This window comes from Marininema mesophilum (assembly GCF_900106775.1).
GTDB classification, from domain to species: domain Bacteria; phylum Bacillota; class Bacilli; order Thermoactinomycetales; family DSM-45169; genus Marininema; species Marininema mesophilum.
Genome location: NZ_FNNQ01000011.1, coordinates 1 through 22,462, shown reverse-complemented (window position 1 = coordinate 22,462; position 22,462 = coordinate 1). Strand labels below are relative to the sequence as shown.

Genomic DNA, 22,462 nt, shown 5'->3' with positions numbered 1-22,462 from the left:
TCTTTGAATTAAACATACTCCTTTCACTTTTTGGCGATCGATCCATCCACACAGGGCTACGGAAGAGATCGTTCATAAAATTGAAGGGCATTTCCAGCTGACCATCTATACACCAATGATTCTGGATAATGCTTCAACAATGCATTCCACCAATGATCCCAATGTCCTGCATGCTCTAAGTAAGGAATTTTATTTTCAATTCCATCAAAATCCGAACCAAAGGTAAGAATGCCTTCTCCACCAAGGGAGCATACATGCTCCACATGGCCTAGTAGATCATCGATGCTCGCCTGTTTTGGATCGGTATGGACAAACTGAGGAACAAAGGTGATGCCCATCAGGCCCTGACGTTGTATCAATGCTCTGATTTGATCATCTGCCAAATTTCGTACATGGGAACAAAGGGCCCGACAGTTTGAATGGGAGGCGATCACAGGAGTTCTAACCTGCTGAACCACCTCCCAAAATCCCCGTACAGAAAGGTGAGAAACGTCCAAAATAAGGCCTAATCGCTCCATTTCCTTCACAAGTTGCCAACCGAAGGTCGTTAGCCCCCCATCCCGCTCTTCTAAGATGCCGTCCGCCGCCTCATTAGCATAATTCCAAGTAAGCCCTACTTGCCTTAACCCAAGGCGATACAGAAGACGCAAATATGCAAGTTCCCCTTGAAGGGAATCTACCCCCTCTATAGCAAGTAGCGCACTTGGACGCCCTTGGCGAAGCTGGATGAGATCGTCCCGATTTTGAACATGAAAGAGTGGACCCCTTTCCCCGATAACCCGTTCATAAAAATAATCTACCTGTTTAAGTGCCACATCCCAGGTACCGTGCCTTGGAACACGTTGTGGAACATAAATCGCAAATACTTGTAAGCCCACTTTCGACTGCTTGATTCGAGGCCATGTAACATCTAACCAGCTCTGTTCACTCATAAAAGAATGATTTTGTGGATCCATATACATTTTATATAAAACATCACAATGGCCATCGATCCATTTCACAAGGTTTCCATCCTCTCTCTGATTTTCTATATGCAAAAGAAGACCTGTCTATACAATAATAAACAGGTCTTTAGCTCATATTTTTACCTAGCGAGGCTCCACAATCAGTTTGATGGCCGTACGTTCCTCACCATCGATGACAATATCCGTAAATGCGGGGATACAAATGAGATCCATTCCGCTAGGTGCGACAAACCCTCTTGCAATCGCTACTGCCTTCACAGATTGGTTAAGTGCACCTGCACCTATCGCTTGGATCTCTGCATGTCCTCGTTCGCGCAGGACACCTGCCAGTGCACCAGCGACGGAGTTCGGGTTCGACTTTGCTGAAACTTTTAATATGTCCATGTCAGCTACCTCCTCGATGGTTTGGACTGTATCCACTTGTAATATATTCGGCAATCTTTTATAAATTCCTGCTAATCCAAGCTGATTACACGAACCTCTTTTCCCCCAAGGTTTTTTCTCTATATTGGGGATAAATAACAACGTCGATACTTATTCATTACCACCTGTCTCACATGATTAATCCTCAAAAAGAGGGAATACAGATAGAAAATTATTCGAACCAAGGCTGATCATCATCAATTCGAATCCGTTTAATCCCTCGAGCTTTCCCTGAGGAGTCAAAGTCCAGCAGTACTCCATTTAATTGGACGCGCCCTTCTGCCACTTCAAACCGGACAGGTAGCTGGGTTAGAAAGCGTTTGATGACGATTTCTCTCTCCATCCCCAATACAGAATCATAGGGACCCGTCATTCCCACATCACTTAAAAAAGCCGTTCCACCCGGTAATATTCGTTCATCAGCGGTCTGTACATGAGTGTGAGTCCCAATTACAGCAGACACCCGACCGTCAAGATACCATGATAGAGCTTGCTTCTCTGAAGTGGTTTCTGCGTGAAAATCGACCAGAATGGGACCCGTTTTTCCCAGGGATTTTAGGATCTCATCGGCCTTACGGAAAGGACAGTCCAAGTTAGCTAAAAAAGTTCGGCCCATGAGGCTGATCACTGTCAGTTCCCCCCGAGAGAGGGAGAGCTTCGCTACGCTAGCTCCTGGAGCTCCTTCTGGATAATTGGCGGGCCGTATCATACGCGGCTCATCATCAATAAAATCAAAGATCTCCCGCTTATCCCAGGTGTGATTCCCCAGGGTGATTCCATCGATCCCGGCACCAAAAAACTCCCGTGCAATTCCACGAGTGATACCACGTCCATCATCCGCCGCATTTTCACCATTTACGATAATGGCATCTGGCTGATGGGTACGTTTTAGGCGGGGTAAGTATGTAGAGAGTGCAGATCGGCCAACCTCTCCCATGATATCGCCAATCATTAATACACGCATGCATAACGCCTCCAGACCCTTTAGAAAAAATAAAAGTGGCGGCAGCCACTTTTATTTTGCATATTCAACCGCTCGTGTTTCACGAATAACGGTCACTTTGATATGTCCAGGGTAATCTAGCTGGTTTTCTATCTGCTTTTTAATTTCACGTGATAGACGTACCGACTCACTATCATTGATTTCATCTGGACGTACCATGATACGAACTTCACGCCCGGCTTGGATGGCATAGGATTTTTCTACCCCATCAAAGGACTCACAGATCTCTTCAAGCTTCTCCAGACGTTTGATATAGGCTTCCAGAGTCTCACGGCGTGCTCCTGGCCGTGCTGCTGATAAGGCATCAGCAGCACCAACCAAAACGGCGATGACACTCGTCGCTTCTACATCACCATGGTGTGAAGCAATCCCGTTAATGACAACAGGATGCTCATTATACTTTTTGCCCAGTTCAACCCCGATTTCTACATGCGAACCTTCTACTTCATGGTCAATCGCTTTCCCAATATCATGCAACAAACCAGCCCGTTTTGCCAAATGAACATCTTCGCCCAATTCGGCTGCGAGAAGGCCTGTTAGATGTGCCACTTCCATCGAATGCTTCAAGACATTTTGTCCGTAGCTCGTCCGGAAGCGGAGTCGGCCAAGAACTTTGATCAAATCTGGATGGAGTCCATGTACACCCGTCTCAAAAGTAGCCTGTTCTCCGTATTCTCGAATCCGCTCATCTACTTCCTTGCGGGATTTCTCCACCATCTCTTCAATCCGGGCTGGATGGATCCGTCCATCAGCCACCAGTTTTTCTAAAGCAACACGGGCCACTTCACGCCGGATTGGATCAAAACCGGAGAGGATAACCGCCTCCGGGGTATCATCGATGATTAAATCGATTCCCGTCAACGTCTCCAAAGCACGGATATTACGGCCTTCACGACCGATAATTCGCCCTTTCATCTCATCATTGGGAAGAGTTACAACAGACACGGTTGTCTCTGCTACGTGATCCGCAGCACACCGCTGAATCGCAAGGGAAAGGATACTCCGGCCCCGTTTATCTGCTTCTTCCAGAGCTTGATTCTCCATCTCCTTGATCATTTGAGCGGTCTCATGCCGCATTTCCTGTTCCACACGTGAGAGGATCAACTGCCTTGCTTCCTCCGATGTCAAACCTGACAAACGCTCCAACTCAGCCGCTTGCTCTTGATATAACTCATCGATTCGCCGCTCTCGTTCTTGTACTTTGTTTTCTTTACGGCTAACCGTCTCTTCGCGTTTTTCCTGAGACTCTTGTTTTCGATCAAGAGTTTCTTCCTTTTGCATCAACCGACGTTCCAAACGTGTCAGGTCATTGCGCTGTTCACGAAGCTCTTTTTCCGCCTCTGTCCGCAATCGATGCGCTTCGTCCCGCGCTTCCAATACCTGCTCTCGTTTTAATGTCTCTGCGTCGCGCTGCGCTTTATCGATAATCTGCTCCGCCTCTAACTCAGCACCGCCAATACGACCTTCTGTTGTTACCTGACGCATACGGTAACCAACATAGGTACCAACGATCCCACCGAGGAGAAACAGGAGAGGCCACACAACATACTCAATTATATCTACCCACCTCCTCCCTTCTCCATGTATAAAACAAGACCGAGCATTTCGGTCTATCTGAGGTCCACGCATGTAAATCAATGGGCAAACGAAGGTAAAGTTAGGTCACCCTAACAAAAGCTTTCAGACCCTTAACCGGGCAAAACAGATGTCATTTCTAACAAATAAACAACGGTATCAACCTTAAAAATCCTTATTTAAGGGTTCATCAGTTGCAAACTAATTGTATTATTTACCCTGTCCCATTGTCAAGCAAGCGGAGGGGGCGCACAGTTGATGCACCGCCTTTGATCCGCACTTCAAAAGCCTGATCTGCTCCCTCTGTCAAATGGGGATCATGGGTCACTAATATTATCTGACGACCAAACATCTCACCTGTGGATTTTAGAAATTCGAGCATCGGTAAGATGTACTCCTGGCTCACATGTTTTCCAGGCTCATCCAAAATCAACGGACCTGCCGGAAGTGGACGGAAGGTTTCGATCAAGGCAACCCGCAGAGCAAGGGAGGTGATATCGACAATACCTCCTCCTCGAGCCTCTTGAGGCTTGGTTTTTACTGGTGTCCCCTCCCAGTCCGTAATTACGTAAAACTCAGCGATCGGTTTCCCTCCATGCTCCATCAATTCGATCTCAAAGCGAAAAAGGGAGCCAAAGACATATTGGAGGGCATTGGTGACCAATGTCTCCATCTGAGCTTTTGCCTGGGAACGAGCATGTTCAGCCGATTGCTGGAGAAGCACACGAACTTTATCATATACGTCCCGTCTCTTCGTTTGCTCAGCGAGGCGTTTTTCTACTTCCTCTAAAAGCCGTGTAAGCTCATCCCGTTTCGCTCTACGCACCCAAGCCTCCTCCCGAGCTCGAGCTAAGTGCTCCTCCAGTATTGCTAAATCTTGTCCCTTACCCATTATTTTGCATCAACTCCTGGGGCAACATCGCCCAGGCCTCTTCAATTTTTCGGGAGATTTCTTGCTGGAGTTTTTGAATCTCCTCTTCAAGATGTTCAGGCTCCACACCAAGTTCCTTCAATTCCTGTAATATCTCCTGCTCCTGACGCTCCAAATCCTCTAGGCGTACCTCGGCTTTATAACGGAGATTCTTTGCTTCTTCTAATCGCACCTTAATTTCTTTAATTCGCTCCTCTTGTTGCACCGCGCTTCCCTCCTTGATACTCCTCTACTATATGTTCTACTACTGATCCATCGATATCTGAACCACAGGTAGGGCAGCGCCCCAATGCTGTCAATACCCCCGATAAGCCTTCGATATATTTCTTGATTTCTATCTCCTGCTTTGCCTTATACTCAAATCCATGGAGGATCCGTTTCCGGCGATCCTGGAGATCCTTTGCTCTCTGATAAAGGGATTGTAGTCGCTCCTGGAGTTCTATCAACTCTATCGTTTCCGACTCCGGTAGCGACTTAGTTTGACGAAGACGCTCTCGCAGTTGCCTCTTCTCCTCTTGTACCTGGCGAAGACGTGGTAGAATGCGTACTAAATGGGTACGTCGATGTTCTTTCCCTTCGAAGTCTGTAAGATCGACTCCCTGAAGGGATTCCGTTTGGCGCAACCAGTTCCGAACACGCTTCTCTTCCATTCGGTGGTTCTTTTTTCGCTTGTAAACCTGTTCGAGGCGATTTTTTTGTTTAACTACCTCTTCTAATTGCCACAACCCTCTTTCTAATGAATCACAGTTTTTTGTATCAATCAATACCTGACGCCAACCAATGATTTCTGCTGAAGTGCGCTGATAACGATGAGCGATGCGCTCCATTTTTTGTCTACGCAAATGATCCTGTGTAAGCTCCATTACCTTTTCTTCTATTGACGGCAGATGGATTAACTTCTCCAATCGCAACCGCTCTGTTGCCATTTTCTCACGGCAACCCTGTAATGCGCGGCGGGCAGTTTCTAAGCGTTCCAAACGTTTACGTAGAATCTCCGCTTGTTGGAGACTTTGTTCTGCTTGTTCCAACCGCTCTAATTGATTCGGTAATTCGTCATAGGTTTTGAGGGATTCCTGCAAACGGTTCGATTCTTCAAGATCATGTTTCATTTCAGAAGATAGGCTCCTCATATCTTTTACCGTTCCCTGAAGAGCGATATCGATCAGATGAGCTCCGGATATTCTCCCAATTGACTTCGCTTTTACACCGCCGGTTTCCGAAAGGAGAAAGGGAGCCTCCAATTGCGTGCCAAATTGAGCAGGCATGTGCCAATCCGTATCCAACTTTAAAGGATGCATCCCATGGGCTTCCATCACTTCCAAGGGAACTTGTCCACCAAACCCCTCAAAAACCATCTCCTCTTCCCCTGGACGATTGATGGTGTATCGATTGATCGAGGCAGAACGCTCACGGCAAATTTTCGTACCATCCATCAGTGTCAAGGTAACGCGGCAACGTTCTTTTCCTACCCGGATGTAATCCTTCCCTTTTGGTTGATTGTACAACAACCAACGTAAAGCACGAAGGATTGCGCTTTTACCACTATCGGATGGTCCAACGAAAACATTTAATCCGGAAGAGAAGTCCACCTCGGTTCGTTCATGGGATTGAAAATTTTCGATGAGCAAACTAGCAAAGCCTTTCAATCCCCCCACTCCCCTTCTGAACCCAATCGTTCTTGGACCACAGCAATCCGGCGCAGTGCCTCAAACTTCACCTCATCGTCAATCCCTTCCATCCGGGCAATCTCTTCTACGATATCCAGGGCCCCAATACCTTTGAATTCCCCAGCGGCCTGAACTTCCTGGACAAATGAAACCATCTTCTCTTCTCGATAAGCAGCCTGCTCTAGATAAGAGCGATCCAGTACAGCCTCTCCTAGTGAAGCGGACCGAAGCCTACGAAACTTCACTCGAACTTCATGGTCAAACTCCAGTAATGCAATCTGGGGGATTCGACGAATCTCAGAAGGATGGTTATTAATCCGTGCCAAGGCACCAGGATTCACAATGTAACGCCCTTCCTTTTCTTGCAAAGGAAAACCTGCGTGGTAATGACCTGTGAGGAGAACATCTGCTTCTCCTCCCCACAGATCGTGAACCATGGTGTGTGGAACTCCATCAGGAAGAGCCCGTTCCACAACCATCCCATGCACCATATGAATGGCAAAATCAACTCCATCATCCTTGGATACCGCATAATCCACCAATGCATCCCTTTTATCCAGTTCATAGTGGAAGGGTTGTCCTGTAAACTGGAGAGTCATCCCTTCTTTTCTAAACTTCGCCTTCTCTCCACCACGTAACAGGTTCACGGTACCAAAAGCGTCGAGCAAGCCTAGCATTGATCTATCCACGGTCTCTGGATTTTGTCCATAGATATCATGATTTCCTGCAATCGTATAAATCGGCACTTCAAAACGCCGCAAAATACGGGCAAAATCACGCACCACAGCTGGGGAGATATCCGGACGATCAAAGAGATCCCCCCCATGGAGCACCACATCTACGCCTTCCTTATGCGCTATATCTACTACTTCCTCCATTTTCACCCGGAGAGTCGCTACAAAATCATCCAACCGACTGCGCGGGGTAGTACCGCGGATATGTGTATCCGTCACATATAATAAACGTAACATCCTTGCGATCACTCCCCCTCTTGATGTCGCTTCCGGAAATCCGCCAGTAATCGACGAACCAAGGATGAGCTAAAGCCACGACGTATCAAATACTGCCCTAAACGCCTCTCTACCACCTGCCATGGCTGATCCGCCAATCGCCGATATCGTTTTTCTGCTGTAGTCCTTGCGATCGCAACCTCGTCTTCCTCTTCGATCCTACTTACTGCCTCTTCCACACAGGTAGGAGAAATCCCTTTTCGTAGCAATTCCTGCCGAAGCACGGCAACGCCGTACCCTTTGGTACGGCGTCGCTCTTCTACCCAGTTGCCAGCAAAAAGCCGGTCATCCAGGTATCCCTTTGTCTCCATATCCGCAACGACTTGTATGACATATTCCTCGGCAAACCCTTTCCCACTAAGAAACCGTTTCGTTTCTTGAAGAGTACGAGGTTTATATCCCACATAGCGAAAAGCTGTCTGCCGAACCTTGTTACGCTCCTCTTCTTGGAGAATGGACTCCATCTTTTCAGTATCCACGATCATTCCTTTGGATAATGACCATTTAACCAAAACGTCCTCGTGGACAGCAAAACGATAAGTACCATCGATATGGATGTTATAACGAGGCGCTCCGCTTTTTTGTCGTTCAATTCGCGTGATTACGCCGGATTCTTCCATGTACCGCTCACTCGCCTTTGTCTCCTTGGATGCCTTTTGAATCCTCAGTCGCTTTCGTTGCCTTTCCATCCTTATCCTTTGAAGCAACTTCGCCATCAGGAGTAGTGATAACACCAAGATCAAAATGTTCACGAATCCGGTTTTCAATCTGGAGCGCGATTTTTCCATTTTCCTTCAAAAATTGCTTGGAGTTTTCCCGTCCTTGTCCTAAACGATCTCCATCGAAGGAGTACCAAGCTCCTGATTTATTAACGATATCTAAATCACTACCTATATCTAAAATACTACCTTCGCGGGAAATTCCCTCTCCATACATGATATCCACTTCCGCCTGTTTGAAAGGAGGGGCTACTTTATTTTTCACTACCTTGATCCGTGCGCGGTTTCCAACCATATCATTGCCTTGTTTAATCGTTTCCGCACGACGAACCTCTAAACGAACACTCGAATAAAATTTAAGGGCACGGCCACCCGGAGTCGTTTCTGGATTACCAAACATTACCCCTACTTTTTCGCGGATCTGGTTGATAAAGATCGCAATCGTATTGGACTTGCTGATAGCCCCGGAGAGCTTCCGCAAGGCTTGAGACATCAGACGAGCTTGAAGGCCTACATGGGAGTCTCCCATTTCCCCTTCAATTTCCGCCTTTGGTACCAATGCCGCAACGGAGTCAACGACGATGATATCCACTGCACCACTTCTCACCAAAGCTTCAGCGATCTCTAGTGCTTGTTCCCCTGTATCCGGCTGGGAGAGAAGTAACTCATCTACATTTACCCCAAGTTTCCGTGCATAAACGGGGTCCAGAGCATGTTCTGCATCAATAAACGCTGCCTGGCCACCACTTCGCTGGGATTCAGCGATGGCATGGAGAGCTACTGTCGTTTTACCAGAAGATTCAGGACCATACACCTCAACGACACGTCCACGAGGGAGTCCTCCCACACCAAGGGCAATATCCAAGGCGAGTGCCCCAGAGGAGACTGTTTCGATTTGGCGGATACTCGATTCTCCCATTTTCATGATCGAGCCCTTACCAAACTGCTTTTCTATCTGTCTTAAAGCCATATCCAAAGCCTGACGGCGATCCGACATCCATAACCCACTCCTTCAAAGTCCAGTAGATATCTTCATCATACATCCTTTTTCCATTCGTGCCAAGATCATTTGCGAACATTTATTCGCTTTTTTTGATCAACATGGAGGCCTTTTCGTTTTCCTAAACATTCAAGTATAATAGAACCAGATTCAGCTGAAAGGAGTAGATAGCAATGGACAAAGAACAAATGAAGGAAGAAATCATGGAAGCCTTGGAAACAGTAGAAGATCCAGAGCTTCATATCGATATTGTCAACCTTGGTCTCGTCTATGGCGTTGATCTGGATGACGAAGGAAAAGCCAAAGTAACCATGACTCTCACCGCAATGGGCTGCCCCCTAGCAGGAATGATCAACGAATTAGTCACCACGGCAGTTCTCTCTGTCGACGGTGTTAAAGAGGTAGAGGTGGATGTTGTCTGGAATCCCCCTTGGTCCAAAGAGAAGATGTCTCGCTATGCCAAGATGGCTCTCGGTATCCACTAAGATATTAACTTCTTATTAAACCAAGCTCTGATTATAACCAGAGCTTGGTTCTTTTATGAATAAAGTGGGGATTCACCATAAAAAATACCCCTTCAAAGTAGTTTAGTCACAGGAGTTATCCTCTGCCTACTCTAAGAGGTATTCCATCCCACTAGCAGGATTTTTGGGTATGATTAGGAACGGTTGCGCGGACGAGCGGGTTCTAAATTTACCCGAGCTCCATTGATTTTGGTCTGGCGTAGTGCTTCAAAGACGAAGGGTGCAGCCTCCTCGGGTACTTCCACAAAGGAGAAGCGATCATAGATATTGATCCGACCCACATTCTTTGCATTAATTCCTGCTTGTTCAGCGATTGCTTTGACCAACTCTTTTGGCTTGATGTCCGCATTGCGACCCACATTGATGAAAAAGCGCACCATTCCTGGGGAAGCACCTGTTTCACCAAAGTCGTAAACTGCATCATGCCCTGCAGTAAAACGGTCTGCAAAAGCAAGGTGAAGTGCAGCGATTGCTACTTTAGTCGGATCATGATCCTCGGTTAAATCCTTCACCATTTCTTCAAAGAGCGGCATTGCCTCAGAGGTATTTAGGGTCTCCTCCAACTGTTCGATCAACACTTTTTGTTGTCGTTCAGCCACCTCTTCTAAGGTAGGTAATTCCCGGGGAGTTAAGTGACCATGGATCTCTTGTTCGATAGAACGAAGCTGTTTCATCTCCCGGGGAGTAACCAGCGTCAAAGCAAGGCCTGTACGTCCTGCCCGACCAGTACGACCGATTCGGTGAACATAGCTCTCTGCATCCTGGGGAATATCATAGTTGATTACATGGGAAATTGTCCCCACATCAATCCCACGTGCTGCTACATCAGTCGCCACAAGCAACTCGATATCCCCGTGACGGAAGGCGTTCATCACACGATCCCGTTGCTGTTGAGCCAAATCTCCATGAAGCCCACCTGACAGGTATCCACGGGCCTGCAGGGCTTCAGAAAGATCATCTACTCCCTTTTTCGTTCGACAAAAGACAATTCCTTGCGCCACATCTTCGCTGTCCAAAATACGACAGAGAGATTCAAGCTTCCCGTTTTCGAGGATTTTATAGTAGACCTGTTCAATCACAGGGGCAGTCACTTCTCCCCGGCTCACAGTGATGTATTTCGGTCTATTCATATACTTTTGTGCAAGGCGACGAATCCCTGGTGGCATGGTAGCAGAGAACAGAAGCAATTGACGATGCTCAGGTAAAAATTTCATCACTGCTTCAATATCGTCGATAAAACCCATATCTAGCATCTCATCGGCTTCATCCAACACGAAAATCTCTACTTCATCCAGATTCAAGGTGCCTCTACGCAGATGATCCAACATCCGTCCAGGAGTCCCAATCACCACATGGACGCCTTGCTTCAAAGCTTTAATTTGCCGACCGATGGATTGACCACCATAAATCGGGAGCGTGCTGACTCTTTTGGAGCGGCCAATCTTGCGTAACTCTTCCGAGACTTGGATAGCCAACTCCCGGGTAGGTGCCAAGGCCACCGCCTGCACTTGTCGGCGACTAGTATCCACATGGTCAAGAAGTGGGATACCAAAAGCAGCGGTTTTACCAGTACCTGTCTGCGCTTGACCAATCACGTCTTCGCCGCGAAGGACAGCTGGGATACATTCTTCCTGAATCGGAGAGGGCTCTTCAAAGCCCATCTCACGAACTCCTTTTAAAATAAGCGGATCCAATTGAAAAGAATCAAATTGCGTCATTGTGTTGCTTCACCTTTCTTTGAACGTTCCAGTAGTGTAAAAAGCGCGTGTTTCGCCGCCCGAATCTGGATCTTCTCACGAGATCCACCTAGATCAAGACGGTAGGCACGGGGAGGGTATCCCCGCTCAGCCAGTCCAATGTAAACGAGACCGACAGGTTTTCCTTCTACAGGATCAGGACCTGCGACCCCTGTCGTACTGAGTGCATAGTCCGTATCCAATCGCTTCCGGATTCCATCGGCCATAGCTAAAGCTGTTTCCATACTTACTGTACCATGCTCATCTAAAAGTTCACCTGGTACCCCTGCCAGTTCTTGCTTTGCTGTTGCACTGTATGAAACCACTCCTCCCTCAAGCACCGTGCTCGCACCTGAGACAGAGGTAACCATTTCCGCCAATAATCCACCCGTACAACTCTCTGCAAAAGCGACTGTCTTGCCTACCTTCGTCAATCTCTTTACAAGAGAAATCTCCAAGGTATCCTCATCTTCTCCATAGAGAAAACGTCCAGCAATCGTAAGGACCTTCTTCTTCACCGGAGAGATCAATTTACGTGCTTCCTCTTCGGTGGCCGCTTTTGCCGTTAGACGAAGGGTTACTTCTCCTTCTTTAGCCAGAGGAGCAATCGTTGGGTTCGTCTGATCACGAATAAGATCCTCCATCTGTGCGACCAGATGGGATTCACCAATTCCATAAAAACGTAAGACATGGGAGGTTACTGTCTCCCCCGAACTGATCTCTTCCAAAAATGGACGAGCTTCATTCATAAACATAGGGTAGAGTTCCGTCGGTGGACCTGGAAGCAATATAAACGTTGTGTCACTTTGGGTCACAGCGACACCAGGGGCCGTTCCATTCGGATTAGCCAAGACTCTTCCATTTGGAAAAACGAGTGCCTGTTTATAATTAGATGGAGGGACAGACATCCCTCGTTCAGTAAATGAAGCCTCTATAAATTCCTTAGATAGAGTATGCTCGATCAGTTCAAGTCCAAGTACCTCAGCAACTACTTCTTTCGTTAAGTCATCCTCAGTAGGACCTAACCCTCCTGAGAGAATCACCAAGTCCGAACGACTGGTTGCCTGCTCGACTAGTTCTTTTAATCGGCTCCAATTATCCCCTACAGAAGTATGGTAATATACACCGATCCCCAGTTTCGACAATTCCCTAGACAGATAAGCGGAATGCGTATCTACAATTTGGCCAAGAAGAATCTCCGTCCCAACGGCCACTAATTCTGCACGCATCTAACGACGTCCTTTCCTTCGACCACAATTTACCGAGGTTTTGAAAAGCGGATCACCCGTTTATTCTTTACAAAGTAATCCACTCCAGAAACCACTGTAATGATAACAGCTAACCAGATCAAGATCTCTGAAAAGGGGAAAGCAACAGAGGAAAACGGAAAGTTGTTCAGTATCAATGCAGCAACGGCAATAATCTGAATAATCGTTTTCAGCTTACCCAAGGGACTTGCGTCAATCACTTGTCCTTCCACTGCCGCCACCAATCGCAAGCCCGTCACTGCAAATTCCCGACTGATGATCACCACAGCAATCCATGCATCTAACCGTTGCATTTCTACCAATGAAATTAAAGCAGCTGAAATCAACATCTTATCCGCCAAAGGATCTAAAAACTTTCCTAAATTCGTTACTAATTTCCGCTTCCGTGCAATGTAGCCATCTAAACCATCAGTGATCGCTGCGATAATAAAAATTAACGTCGCGATGATCTCACTAACAGTAATGCTCCCCGCACCTAAACGGAATTGGCCTAGATCATACTTGACCAACAAAAAGATCATCAACACCGGAACAAGAAATATCCGGGCTAAGGTGATTTTATTGGCTAGATTCACCTTTTGCGAACCTCCCCCCGCGAGGTCGCCTACGCGACGTTGTTCGATCATCAACCGCCCCGGCCTCATCCCTCCAAAGCTCTGGCTATCCTTCAACGCAATTACATGTTCCGTCAATGACGGTATAGGATCATTCCAACAGCTAATGATAGTCACCGGATTATCAACCATCCGATACGCCATCGGAAGATGCGTTAATGGGAACGGTCACTGCCCGTATAGAGTGTTTCCGGCAGGCGGAATATGTATTCCCTGCTTAATACTTAAGCCCTTATCAACACTCCTCCGCCGAATTTAGGGCAGATGGGGAAGGGGAAATCGGCAAAACAAGCCCTTCACAGAAAAGGGCTCGATCCAACGTTTTCACGCCCCCATTCTCGCAATTCTTCCGTAAGTATAATATACGCGCTTCCCCAATGTCAAAGCAGGCGGGGCCTTCAGCACAATCAAAAAGCCTCGCCTGCTCCATTAAGATTTTCGTTGAAATTGATACGAATGATCCTTTGAATCACTTGTAGTATCAATTAGATGACCATTTACCATCAACTGTACAGATGCCGGAGTACCCACCTTAAGAGAAACCCATTCCTTATGTTGAAAACTCTTCTTCTCTCCAGCTTTGATCTTCCCTTTCTCAACAACCTTTTTTGTTGGTCCACCCTGTCGATAAGTGAAGGTGGTCTCCTTCTTTGCTTTGAGGACAACATTTACCTGATCCGCTTTAGATACTGCAAATAGATCCCCATACTTATATGTTTCCGATGGTTTGACTAATTTCACTACGGATGAGTCGCCACGAATGGGTGAGGATTTAGACTGGGATGTTGTAGTTGTATCCTTACTTGGCTTTTTCTCACGAGAAGTTGTCGCTTTATCTCCTGAAACAGACACCAAGAAAACTATACCCGGAACAATAACGACCAAACTGATCAGTGCAATTAGAATGAAGGAGATTTTTCTTTTACCACCCCTTCTCCCCGTACTTCTACTACTCCTGCCCCTTCCGATATTCTCTGAAAGATTCTTCTCTTCTCCATTACTCACTCCAGCCTTCCGACTTCTTTTGGGAAGTGAACTTTCAGAGATCGCATTTGACACAGGTACAAGTGCTGAGGAAGAAGACGTTGTTGTTGGTTCGCCCTTATCCAAATGCTTTAATAGCGGAACGGGATCAACTCCAAGCTCTTTACTATAAACTTCAACCGTTCTTCGTACAGCAAATTTGCCTGGTAAAACCGAGAAATCCCCCTTTTCTATTGCCTGTAAGTAATCCACACGGATGCGGGTTCGTTGTTGAATATCTTCCAATGTCAAACCTACCTGTTCCCTGCGCAACCGAAGTTGATCCGTCGGCATCGGCATTGGGTTCATCCTCCTCTTGGTGTCCGTCGCATCCTTATTGAAACGTGATGAACGATCCAACCCTTCTTAGTGAAAAGGCTTCCGCATGAAAAAGCGGAAGCACTCATTGAAGAAGGGTTACGCGAAATTTTCTTTCTTTATCGTACGAGGTTTTAACACTTAACCCATTCACCGTCATCTCAACATCTTTTGGCCGACCTAGCTTTAGCCATAACTCATTCCCCTTTTTATAAGAAAATGAGAAGACCTCCCCTTTCTTCAACACCTTTTCTTTTAATTGATCGCCAACCTCTTGTCCACTTACCTGAATCCAGCATTCTCCCTTCGCCTTTAGTTTCAAATCAATTTTATCGGCATTACTTAGTTCATATTGATCCAAGTTACCTTTACCGACATCAACAGGATTCAAAATAGGCTTTGACTCTTTTGGGTTAGAAGCAGTTTTTTTCTGCTGATCCTTCGCTGCTCTTTTTTGTGGCTGTTTCGGAGGTGGATCATCTCCATAGACTTGAAATGCAACGAAAATAGCTGCGGGAATCAATAATATCGCCCAAGCAATTAAAAATCTTGTATACCAGGTACCGAGAGATGAGGACTTCTTTTTTGCCTGCTTTGCAAAGTAACGTCCACTCTCCGATTGACTCTCTTTTCCTTCTACCTCAGTAGGTAGATTATCTTCCTTGGAAGCTGCACTCTCTATTGTACCCGAGAGTCCTAATTCATTAGGATCAGGCAGGTCCGCAGGCAAGCTCACACTACGTGGCAACTCCAAACGACTAAAGGAAGAAGGCGTCTCTCCCAGTGTAGATCCTTCCACTTCTTCAACAGCTTGTCCTGAAAAGCGAGGATCACGACGAGGGGGAAGAGTACTCTGTATGTGATCAGTGAAGAGATCCGTAGAACCCTCCTGTTCAGCACGTCTGGTAGAAAGGCTCCTACGTTCTTCAGCTTGTAGCCAATCAGACAAGGGCGTCAAGTCAGAAGGGTTTAAAGAATCTACTCCACCACCGATAAATGTTCCATCCGCCCGATACGATTGTCGGTATAGGTTTAGAATACTTCGTGAATCTAGTCCCATGACAATCGCATACGTTCGTAGAGAAACTCGTGCATAATAGGGACTGGAAAATTTGCTGAAGTCACCAGCTTCCATTGCCATAAGGTGTGTCTGTGGAATCCCGGTTTTCTGTTCAACCTCCAGCAGACCCATCCCTTCAGACTCTCTGGCTTGCCTGAGGCGGTGACCGATTTCAGCGGACAAACGGCCCACCTCCAAAAGTTAGTGAATACCTTTATTTCTTCAATTTAATGCGGTAGCTTTTGGGTACATCCTGAGCTGTGGTATCAATTTCCTCACCATTCACTTTGATTTCTGTATTAGAAGGTTTAAAGAGACGGAACCAGATGAATTTGTCACCATCAATCGAGCGCTTCTCCCCGACTTTTAGAGTAAAGTTCTCCTTTTGATTGTTGGCTTGTGTTCCGTAGGTGAGACTACTTTCCCCTTCAACAGCTTTTATTTCGACTTCGATCTTTTTAGCACCCTTTAAGGTATAAAGATCACCCTCGACATCATTACCAGTTTCCACCTTACTCAAAGTGGTTGTTTCTGGGGTTTTTGCATTCGCTGTAGAACTGGAAGCCGTAGCTGCATCGTTCTTTTTTCCAGCTTTTTCACTGGACGCCCCCGTACCACCCAGTACATCATTGAAAACAGCTAATGCCCCAACTGTTACTAAGAGCAATGCTCCTACAGCCGCTACACGAACCATCCAGGTTTTTCGACCCTTATTTTTCTTTTTTGGGTCACCATCTCCTTGCACAATTCCTCGCTTTACTTCCTGTTGTACTCGACGAGGCACCATCGTTGTTTGGCTGACAGCAGGGACAGGACTAGTTGATTGCTGTCTAACAGGTTGAGAAGTTTGAGAGACGGATGGAATCCTTTGTGAAGATTGCGAAGGTTGTGTGGGTTGGTTATCCATAGACGCTGCACGAAAGCTTCCAGTTGTAGGTTGTCGACCTGCGCCTGGCTGTTGTTGAGCATGACGGAAATTTTGCGTCTGGCCTTCCATCTGAGGTGAAGACATTCTTTGTGAACGAGGAGCGTAGTTACGACCTAGGCGTGGTTGGGGACGAAACTCCCGGGGAGCTTGTCCAGAAGGAGTTCCCCCTTGTACGGATCGACCCTTTGGTTGAACACCACGACGGGGGATTCTGGATGACATAGCCGACCCTTCATAATAATCTAAAAGTGGTTGGGCATCTAAACCCAAACTGTGGGCATAAGTACGAAGAAAAGCCCGCACATAAAAAGGACTAGGCAATGTGTCAAACTGATCATTTTCCAGAGCACGCAGATACTCCATGTGAATCTTTGTACTTTCTTGCACCTGTTCTAGCGAGTAACCTTTGGACTGTCTAGTTTTCTTTAACTGCGAACCAATTCCTAGCATCCACGACACCTCCTGAGTAACATTTCGGGTCACCGTATATCAAAAACGGCCATGTCCGAATCAAGTACTTCATAAGAGATTACTTCGTCCGGTTCGTTACGTAATTCTATAATATAATCAAAGTCATCCAGTGAATACTCGGTTTCTCTGACGAAAATATCAGGATGTTCCACCACTTTGGTCGCCTCCATCCGCATGATCTCCTGGACCAACATATGATGACGCTCAGTCGACCGTAACGTGGAGACAATACCATCGATGATGTAAACATTATTGATGGTCATCTCATCCTCCGCCAGTTGTTTACGAACCGTTTGGCGGAGGAGAGTTGAGGAGAGAAATATCCATCTTTTGTTAGCGCATACACTAGAAGCTACGATGGATTCAGTTTTCCCGACACGCGGCATCCCGCGAACTCCAATTAATTGGTTCCCCTCTTTTTGGAACAATTTCGCCATAAAATCGACCAATAACCCAAGTTCTTCCCTGGTGAAGCGATATGTCCGTTTATCCTCTAAACATCGATCTAAGTATCGACCATGCCGAACCGCCATGCGATCCATCAGAGTAGGAGGACGTATCGCAGTAACAGTGATATTATCCACACGATTCAAAATGTGTTTTAGGGCATGGATCTTCTCCCTATCATCCGTATTAAGTAGCATCCCGCGCCGCTTATTCTCAACCCCGTTAATTGTGAGGATATTGATTGACAACATCCCCAAAAGGGAGGCGATATCGCCAAGAAGTCCCGGCCGATTTCTATGGATTTGGTATTCCAAGTACCAATCGTGGCCGCCCATCTCAACACACCTTTCAAATAACGCCCTATTGAAGGGTCCGATAACTGGAAGACCATACAAATTCGTTTAAAGTATATCACATGTTGTCCATAAAGCAACCCGCATAGCAAGAAAATCGCGTTCAAAAAAATGTCTACTCAAGTTCTCTCACAAGAAAACCACTCTCTTAAAACATAAAAGAGTGGTTTTACCGACGGAGTGAGCACCGCTCATGCGTTACTATATTGAGATTCAGAGCTTTCTGTCGGCGATAGATCTGTAAAAATCATGGATTAATGTTTTTCCCATCTGAAACCATTTTCACCATCAAACTAGCCATCGTACGTTGTTCCTGTTCATCCGCACAATCCCATAATTCTTTCAAAAGCCGTTCTTCATTGTTTTTCGGATCAATACCCTGTGAAAGATAATCTCCGAGCTCATAAGCTACGTTGCTAATAGAATCTTGATCCATACCTATCGATTGGGCTTGATTGACACGTTCACTTAAGAAGTTTTTCCAACCATCAAAGTCGTTTAGAACAGACATGTAATACCCTCCTAGTGATAAATAGATATCCTCATTTGGTAATATGGGCTACCGCTTTACCACTTATGCAAAACAACAATGAAGTTATCTATATTTAGGGATACCATCCCCCATTTATGTGAAGGATCTGCCCTGTTAAATAAGCGCTTTCCATGTTACAGAGGTGAGCCGCTAAAGTAGCTATTTCCCTCGGCTGACCCACTCTGCCTATGGGAATCGATTCTTCTATTTCATTAAGTTCCTCTTTCGTCACCTGCCGTGTAAGCATATCCGTTTCAATCGCACCAGGGGCGATTGCATTCACGGTGATCCCTGAAGGAGCTAATTCCTTCGCAAGGGCTCGAGTCATGCCATTTATTGCACCCTTAGCCGCTGAATACAACACCTCTCCTGCTCCTCCTGACTCCCCCCAGATGGACGAAATGAGAATAATGCGCCCAAAACGGTTTCGAATCATTCCAGGCAGCACTCCTTGAATAAGGTGTGTTGCCCCGCGAACGTGTGTATCGAACAAGAGGTCATACTCTTCCTCCATCACATCTTGAAAGAGTAGGCTTTTGCCTGTTACACCTGCGCTATGGATAAGAAGATTTGGTTCCCCTAGGTCTTTTTCCACCTGGCGGAACATCTCCTTTACCTCATTGCGAGAACCTATATTGGCGGGATATACTTGAGCGCTCACACCTTCGCGTCGACACTCTTCAGCTACCTGAGTGGCTTGATCAAAACTCTGAAAATAATTGATAGCCACATCAGCCCCGGCTTTTGCTAACTCCAAGGTAATAGCTGCCCCAATACCACGGCTCCCTCCAGAAACAAGAGCTGTCTGTCCTTGTAACCACTTGTTCACTCTTTTTTCCACCTTTAAAGAAAATGCGCCCTCCCAGGGGCGCTTAGCATGATTTTTCTTAGAAGAACCCCTTGTTAATGGGGGCGGACAATAGAGATCGAGAAGTAATCCCAGTTAATATGTTCCCGCAAGCGATTGTTCACTTCTCCAGCGGACAATTCCTCCAGGACCGGGACTAGCTGAAAAAGATCCATTTCATTGAAGCGGTAGCGGGTAAATTGATTGGCCATCCACTCAGGGGAGTTGAAAGAGCGTAAATAGCCCCCTAGTTTCTTTTTACGGATGCGCTCTATCACATCCATTGGAATCCCTTTTTCAACTAATGGCGGAATTTCTTTTTGAATTCGCGCAAGTAGCGCCTCTGGATCTGCTGTATCTCCACCAATCACAGAGAAGCCGTAACCCTGCTCCAAGCTATAATCATAACTAAAATTATCATCGATCAGCCCATCATCATAGAGTGATTGGTACAAATCAGACCCCTGACCAAATAGAGCCTCTAACATTAATTCTGTTGCTAGCTCCTGCTTAGCCAGAGCTTTACCAGAAAGTCCAACCTTCTGTTCCTTAAATCCAAAGAGACACTTCGGAATTCCAACCGATAGTTGAATCTCTTTTTTCTTTTCCGATACAGGAACCGGTTCCTTAGGGTAAAAGCGCTTTATTTCCCCTTGTTTCCCATAATCTTTACTAGCTTGGTTTTCTCGAATGAGCTGGATTATCGCTTCTTGATCAATTGGCCCAACAACAAAGAGGAGCATATTGCTAGGATGATAAAAAGTTTCATAGCAGGTGTAGAGCGTATCCTTTGTAATTTCAGCAATGGATTCCACTGTTCCTGCAATATCAATTTTGACGGGGTGCTGATGATACATCGCTTCAATCAAACCAAAATAGGAACGCCAATCTGGATTATCATCGTACATTTGGATCTCTTGCCCGATGATTCCTTTTTCTTTTTCTACTGTTTCCTTAGTAAAGTACGGACTTTGCACAAAATTGATCAAGGTGGTGAGGTTCTCCTCTACTTTCTCTGTACAAGAAAAGAGGTAGGCTGTTCGCTCAAAGCTGGTAAAAGCATTGGCAGAAGCACCCTGGTTGGAGAATTTGGCGAACACATCCCCATCTTTTTCCTCAAACATCTTATGTTCAAGAAAGTGGGCAATTCCATCAGGAACGCGTATTTCCTCTTCCCCTGGTTTTTGAAAGTGATTGTCAATAGAGCCGTACTTCGTAGTAAAGGTAGCATAGGTTTTATTGAAGTTAGGCTTTGGCAACAAATATACTTGAAGCCCATTCGGCAATTGTTCATGGTAAAGCGTCTCTTCTAACTGCTGATGTTCAATGCGTTCCATCCTGGGCTCCCCCTTTCTTGTCCCGCAAGAAGTAGATGGTGTCGATCTGGATCTTTTGTGCTACCTGAACCACATCATCCTTTGATACCTGCTTAACACCTTGAATCAATCCATCCAATGGTCGATCTGCACCGCTTAAGACACTATGGTAATGTGCATCGATCAAATCGTATGACCGATCCTGCCGTTCACGTAATTGGTTTACTAGCATCGCTTTGGTTTGGCTAAGCTCCGAATCTGAAATATTGCCTGCACGCATGATATCAAATTGTTCTTTAATGATATCTACTGCTTGCTGATACTTATCGATCTCAATCCCTGATTGTATAGTGAGAATGCCTTTATGACTCTCTAAGCGAGAGGCTGCATAGTAAGCCAAGCTACTTTTCTCACGGACATTGATAAATAGTTTGGAATGGGGGAAGCCACCAAGGATACCATTGTACATCATTAAAGACACATAGTCGGGATCTTGTAACGCGATTTGTGTACGGGCACCCATGTTCAGCTTCCCTTGTTTGACATCAAGGCGATCCACTACTTCTTTTATTTCCCTCACAGGGTGCTTCACATCTGTTGACTGAACACGATTGCGCTGGCGTCCCTCTGTCGGGAAGAATTTATCCACCAGCTTACAGACTCGATCCACGGATAGATTTCCTACAAAATATAGATCAATGGGACGAGTCTGGATTAACTCTTGGTAGTATGTATAAAGGTTACTGGCATCGATGGAATCAAGATCTTGGAGTCGACCATGATTAAATAGGCTAAAAGGTTCATCACTACACATCTCCGATACGCAACGCTGTGCTGCGTAACGAATCTTGTCATCCATCAAACTTTCAATTTTTTGCTTTAGATTCTTTTTCTCAGCCTTCACATAAGCTTCTTTAAACGCACTCCCTTCTATTGCTGGAGCAGTTAAAATTTCACCAAGAAATGCTGCTCCCTGATCCAGAAGAGATTCTGCTTCGGACAAGTACGCTTCATTGGGAATCTCCATACCCACCTGCATAATATGGCGTTCTCCACGTTTAAATACATCCCCGAACAACGTCGCCCCATATAGATCATCCAACTTCCGTTGTAATTGCAAAGTCGTCGGATGAGAACGCGTTCCCCGCTGTAAAACCGCAGGTAACAATGCATGACGAGTAACCGTCTCTGCAGATAGCGACTGTTGAACAAGAGCCGACATCATATTCGTTTTAAACTTATCAGTGGAGCAGATATGTACGCGTAAGTTGCCCATCTGCACCGTTTCAAATTGGACAGAAGAAGACACATCGACACCTCTCTTCATTGGTCTATAATTCCATTATAGACCATGATACCAGGATCCGAAAGAACACAGTAGCCTATGGTCCATAGTATTGCCGAAGCAATAGAAAATGTTGCACAGAGATAATCTCTCTAAGACCTTTACTTCTCCCGGATTTCTCTATATTGAATGACTTGACAATCCCACAGCTGAAGCAGTGGGATTCTTGGGAGCTCCCATCTACCGACAGGATCGATTCCAAGCTTAGACGGTCTGCCCAACCGCAAGTACACGAAGTCCTTCTTGCAAGATGTTCTTGGATGCATTGATGTCTCGGTCATGGTGAGAGTGACACGTAGGGCATGTCCATGCTCGCAGGTTAAGATTCTTCACATCCTTATTGCGGTAGCCACAGGCGGAGCATAGCTGACTAGAAGGAAATTGTTT

23 protein-coding genes are annotated in these 22,462 nt (G+C 46.1%); 1 reads left to right on the top strand and 22 read right to left on the bottom strand.

Annotated features, from left to right (window positions below):
• Window positions 1–56: 56 nt before the first annotated feature.
• The 10 genes from BLV90_RS11020 to recA form a co-directional block, all read right to left on the bottom strand.
• Window positions 57–1,001 carry a dipeptidase gene (locus BLV90_RS11020; RefSeq protein ID WP_245726331.1) on the bottom strand — a complete coding sequence of 315 codons (945 nt, stop codon included), beginning with the start codon at window positions 999–1,001 and terminating at the stop codon, window positions 57–59.
• A gap of 87 nt (window positions 1,002–1,088) precedes the next feature.
• On the bottom strand, window positions 1,089–1,349 hold the full coding sequence (locus BLV90_RS11015) for a stage V sporulation protein S (RefSeq protein ID WP_091740738.1): 261 nt from the start codon (window positions 1,347–1,349) through the stop codon (window positions 1,089–1,091).
• Between the two features lie 211 nt (window positions 1,350–1,560).
• Window positions 1,561–2,352: a TIGR00282 family metallophosphoesterase gene (locus tag BLV90_RS11010; protein ID WP_091740736.1), complete on the bottom strand. Its 792-nt coding sequence runs from the start codon at window positions 2,350–2,352 to the stop codon at window positions 1,561–1,563.
• A gap of 51 nt (window positions 2,353–2,403) precedes the next feature.
• Window positions 2,404–3,945 (bottom strand): ribonuclease Y, encoded by a 1,542-nt coding sequence (rny, locus tag BLV90_RS11005; protein WP_245726337.1) that lies wholly within the window; start codon window positions 3,943–3,945, stop codon window positions 2,404–2,406.
• A 235-nt stretch (window positions 3,946–4,180) separates the two neighbouring features.
• Window positions 4,181–4,858 carry an ATPase gene (locus BLV90_RS11000; protein ID WP_091740731.1) on the bottom strand — a complete coding sequence of 226 codons (678 nt, stop codon included), beginning with the start codon at window positions 4,856–4,858 and terminating at the stop codon, window positions 4,181–4,183.
• Window positions 4,851–5,102, bottom strand: a complete 252-nt coding sequence (locus BLV90_RS10995; RefSeq protein WP_091740728.1) for a hypothetical protein — start codon at window positions 5,100–5,102, stop codon at window positions 4,851–4,853. The genes BLV90_RS11000 and BLV90_RS10995 overlap by 8 nt, the downstream gene beginning before the upstream one ends.
• Window positions 5,080–6,543: an AAA family ATPase gene (locus tag BLV90_RS10990; RefSeq protein WP_177168019.1), complete on the bottom strand. Its 1,464-nt coding sequence runs from the start codon at window positions 6,541–6,543 to the stop codon at window positions 5,080–5,082. Before BLV90_RS10990 ends, BLV90_RS10995 begins: the two co-directional genes overlap by 23 nt.
• Window positions 6,540–7,535: a metallophosphoesterase family protein gene (locus BLV90_RS10985; protein ID WP_091740721.1), complete on the bottom strand. Its 996-nt coding sequence runs from the start codon at window positions 7,533–7,535 to the stop codon at window positions 6,540–6,542. The genes BLV90_RS10990 and BLV90_RS10985 overlap by 4 nt, the downstream gene beginning before the upstream one ends.
• Window positions 7,536–7,543: 8 nt before the next feature.
• Window positions 7,544–8,194 (bottom strand): RecX family transcriptional regulator, encoded by a 651-nt coding sequence (locus tag BLV90_RS10980; RefSeq protein WP_177168018.1) that lies wholly within the window; start codon window positions 8,192–8,194, stop codon window positions 7,544–7,546.
• Between the two features lie 7 nt (window positions 8,195–8,201).
• Window positions 8,202–9,290: a recombinase RecA gene (recA, locus tag BLV90_RS10975; protein WP_091740715.1), complete on the bottom strand. Its 1,089-nt coding sequence runs from the start codon at window positions 9,288–9,290 to the stop codon at window positions 8,202–8,204.
• Window positions 9,291–9,466: 176 nt separating this feature from the next.
• Here recA and BLV90_RS10970 point away from each other — a divergent pair, with 176 nt between their 5' ends.
• Entirely contained in the window at window positions 9,467–9,778 is a 312-nt protein-coding gene (locus BLV90_RS10970) for a metal-sulfur cluster assembly factor (protein ID WP_091740712.1), read from the top strand.
• Window positions 9,779–9,951: 173 nt separating this feature from the next.
• On the opposite strand, the gene BLV90_RS10965 is transcribed toward BLV90_RS10970, so the two are convergent.
• The 12 genes from BLV90_RS10965 to BLV90_RS10910 form a co-directional block, all read right to left on the bottom strand.
• Entirely contained in the window at window positions 9,952–11,535 is a 1,584-nt protein-coding gene (locus BLV90_RS10965; RefSeq protein ID WP_091740709.1) for a DEAD/DEAH box helicase, read from the bottom strand.
• Window positions 11,532–12,782 carry a competence/damage-inducible protein A gene (locus BLV90_RS10960; RefSeq protein WP_091740706.1) on the bottom strand — a complete coding sequence of 417 codons (1,251 nt, stop codon included), beginning with the start codon at window positions 12,780–12,782 and terminating at the stop codon, window positions 11,532–11,534. The genes BLV90_RS10965 and BLV90_RS10960 overlap by 4 nt, the downstream gene beginning before the upstream one ends.
• Window positions 12,783–12,811: 29 nt before the next feature.
• Window positions 12,812–13,396, bottom strand: a complete 585-nt coding sequence (gene pgsA / locus BLV90_RS10955; RefSeq protein ID WP_091741056.1) for a CDP-diacylglycerol--glycerol-3-phosphate 3-phosphatidyltransferase — start codon at window positions 13,394–13,396, stop codon at window positions 12,812–12,814.
• Between the two features lie 468 nt (window positions 13,397–13,864).
• On the bottom strand, window positions 13,865–14,758 hold the full coding sequence (locus tag BLV90_RS10950) for a helix-turn-helix domain-containing protein (protein ID WP_177168017.1): 894 nt from the start codon (window positions 14,756–14,758) through the stop codon (window positions 13,865–13,867).
• Between the two features lie 103 nt (window positions 14,759–14,861).
• Complete coding sequence (locus BLV90_RS10945; protein WP_091740700.1) at window positions 14,862–16,019, bottom strand: helix-turn-helix domain-containing protein; 1,158 nt, start codon at window positions 16,017–16,019, stop codon at window positions 14,862–14,864.
• Between the two features lie 31 nt (window positions 16,020–16,050).
• Window positions 16,051–17,214 carry a helix-turn-helix domain-containing protein gene (locus tag BLV90_RS10940; RefSeq protein ID WP_091740697.1) on the bottom strand — a complete coding sequence of 388 codons (1,164 nt, stop codon included), beginning with the start codon at window positions 17,212–17,214 and terminating at the stop codon, window positions 16,051–16,053.
• Window positions 17,215–17,243: 29 nt separating this feature from the next.
• Window positions 17,244–18,017, bottom strand: coding sequence for a DUF3388 domain-containing protein (locus BLV90_RS10935; RefSeq protein WP_091740694.1), 774 nt, complete (start codon window positions 18,015–18,017; stop codon window positions 17,244–17,246).
• A 265-nt stretch (window positions 18,018–18,282) separates the two neighbouring features.
• A complete protein-coding gene (locus BLV90_RS10930) occupies window positions 18,283–18,546 on the bottom strand; it encodes a DUF3243 domain-containing protein (protein ID WP_091740692.1) in 264 nt (87 codons plus the stop codon).
• Window positions 18,547–18,640: 94 nt separating this feature from the next.
• Window positions 18,641–19,396 (bottom strand): elongation factor P 5-aminopentanone reductase, encoded by a 756-nt coding sequence (ymfI, locus tag BLV90_RS10925; RefSeq protein WP_177168016.1) that lies wholly within the window; start codon window positions 19,394–19,396, stop codon window positions 18,641–18,643.
• Window positions 19,397–19,470: 74 nt separating this feature from the next.
• On the bottom strand, window positions 19,471–20,751 hold the full coding sequence (yfmH, locus tag BLV90_RS10920; protein WP_091740686.1) for an EF-P 5-aminopentanol modification-associated protein YfmH: 1,281 nt from the start codon (window positions 20,749–20,751) through the stop codon (window positions 19,471–19,473).
• On the bottom strand, window positions 20,738–22,039 hold the full coding sequence (yfmF, locus tag BLV90_RS10915; RefSeq protein ID WP_245726330.1) for an EF-P 5-aminopentanol modification-associated protein YfmF: 1,302 nt from the start codon (window positions 22,037–22,039) through the stop codon (window positions 20,738–20,740). Before yfmF ends, yfmH begins: the two co-directional genes overlap by 14 nt.
• A 240-nt stretch (window positions 22,040–22,279) precedes the next feature.
• The coding region (locus BLV90_RS10910) for a zinc ribbon domain-containing protein (RefSeq protein ID WP_143035045.1) at window positions 22,280–22,462 on the bottom strand (183 nt) is incomplete at its 5' end.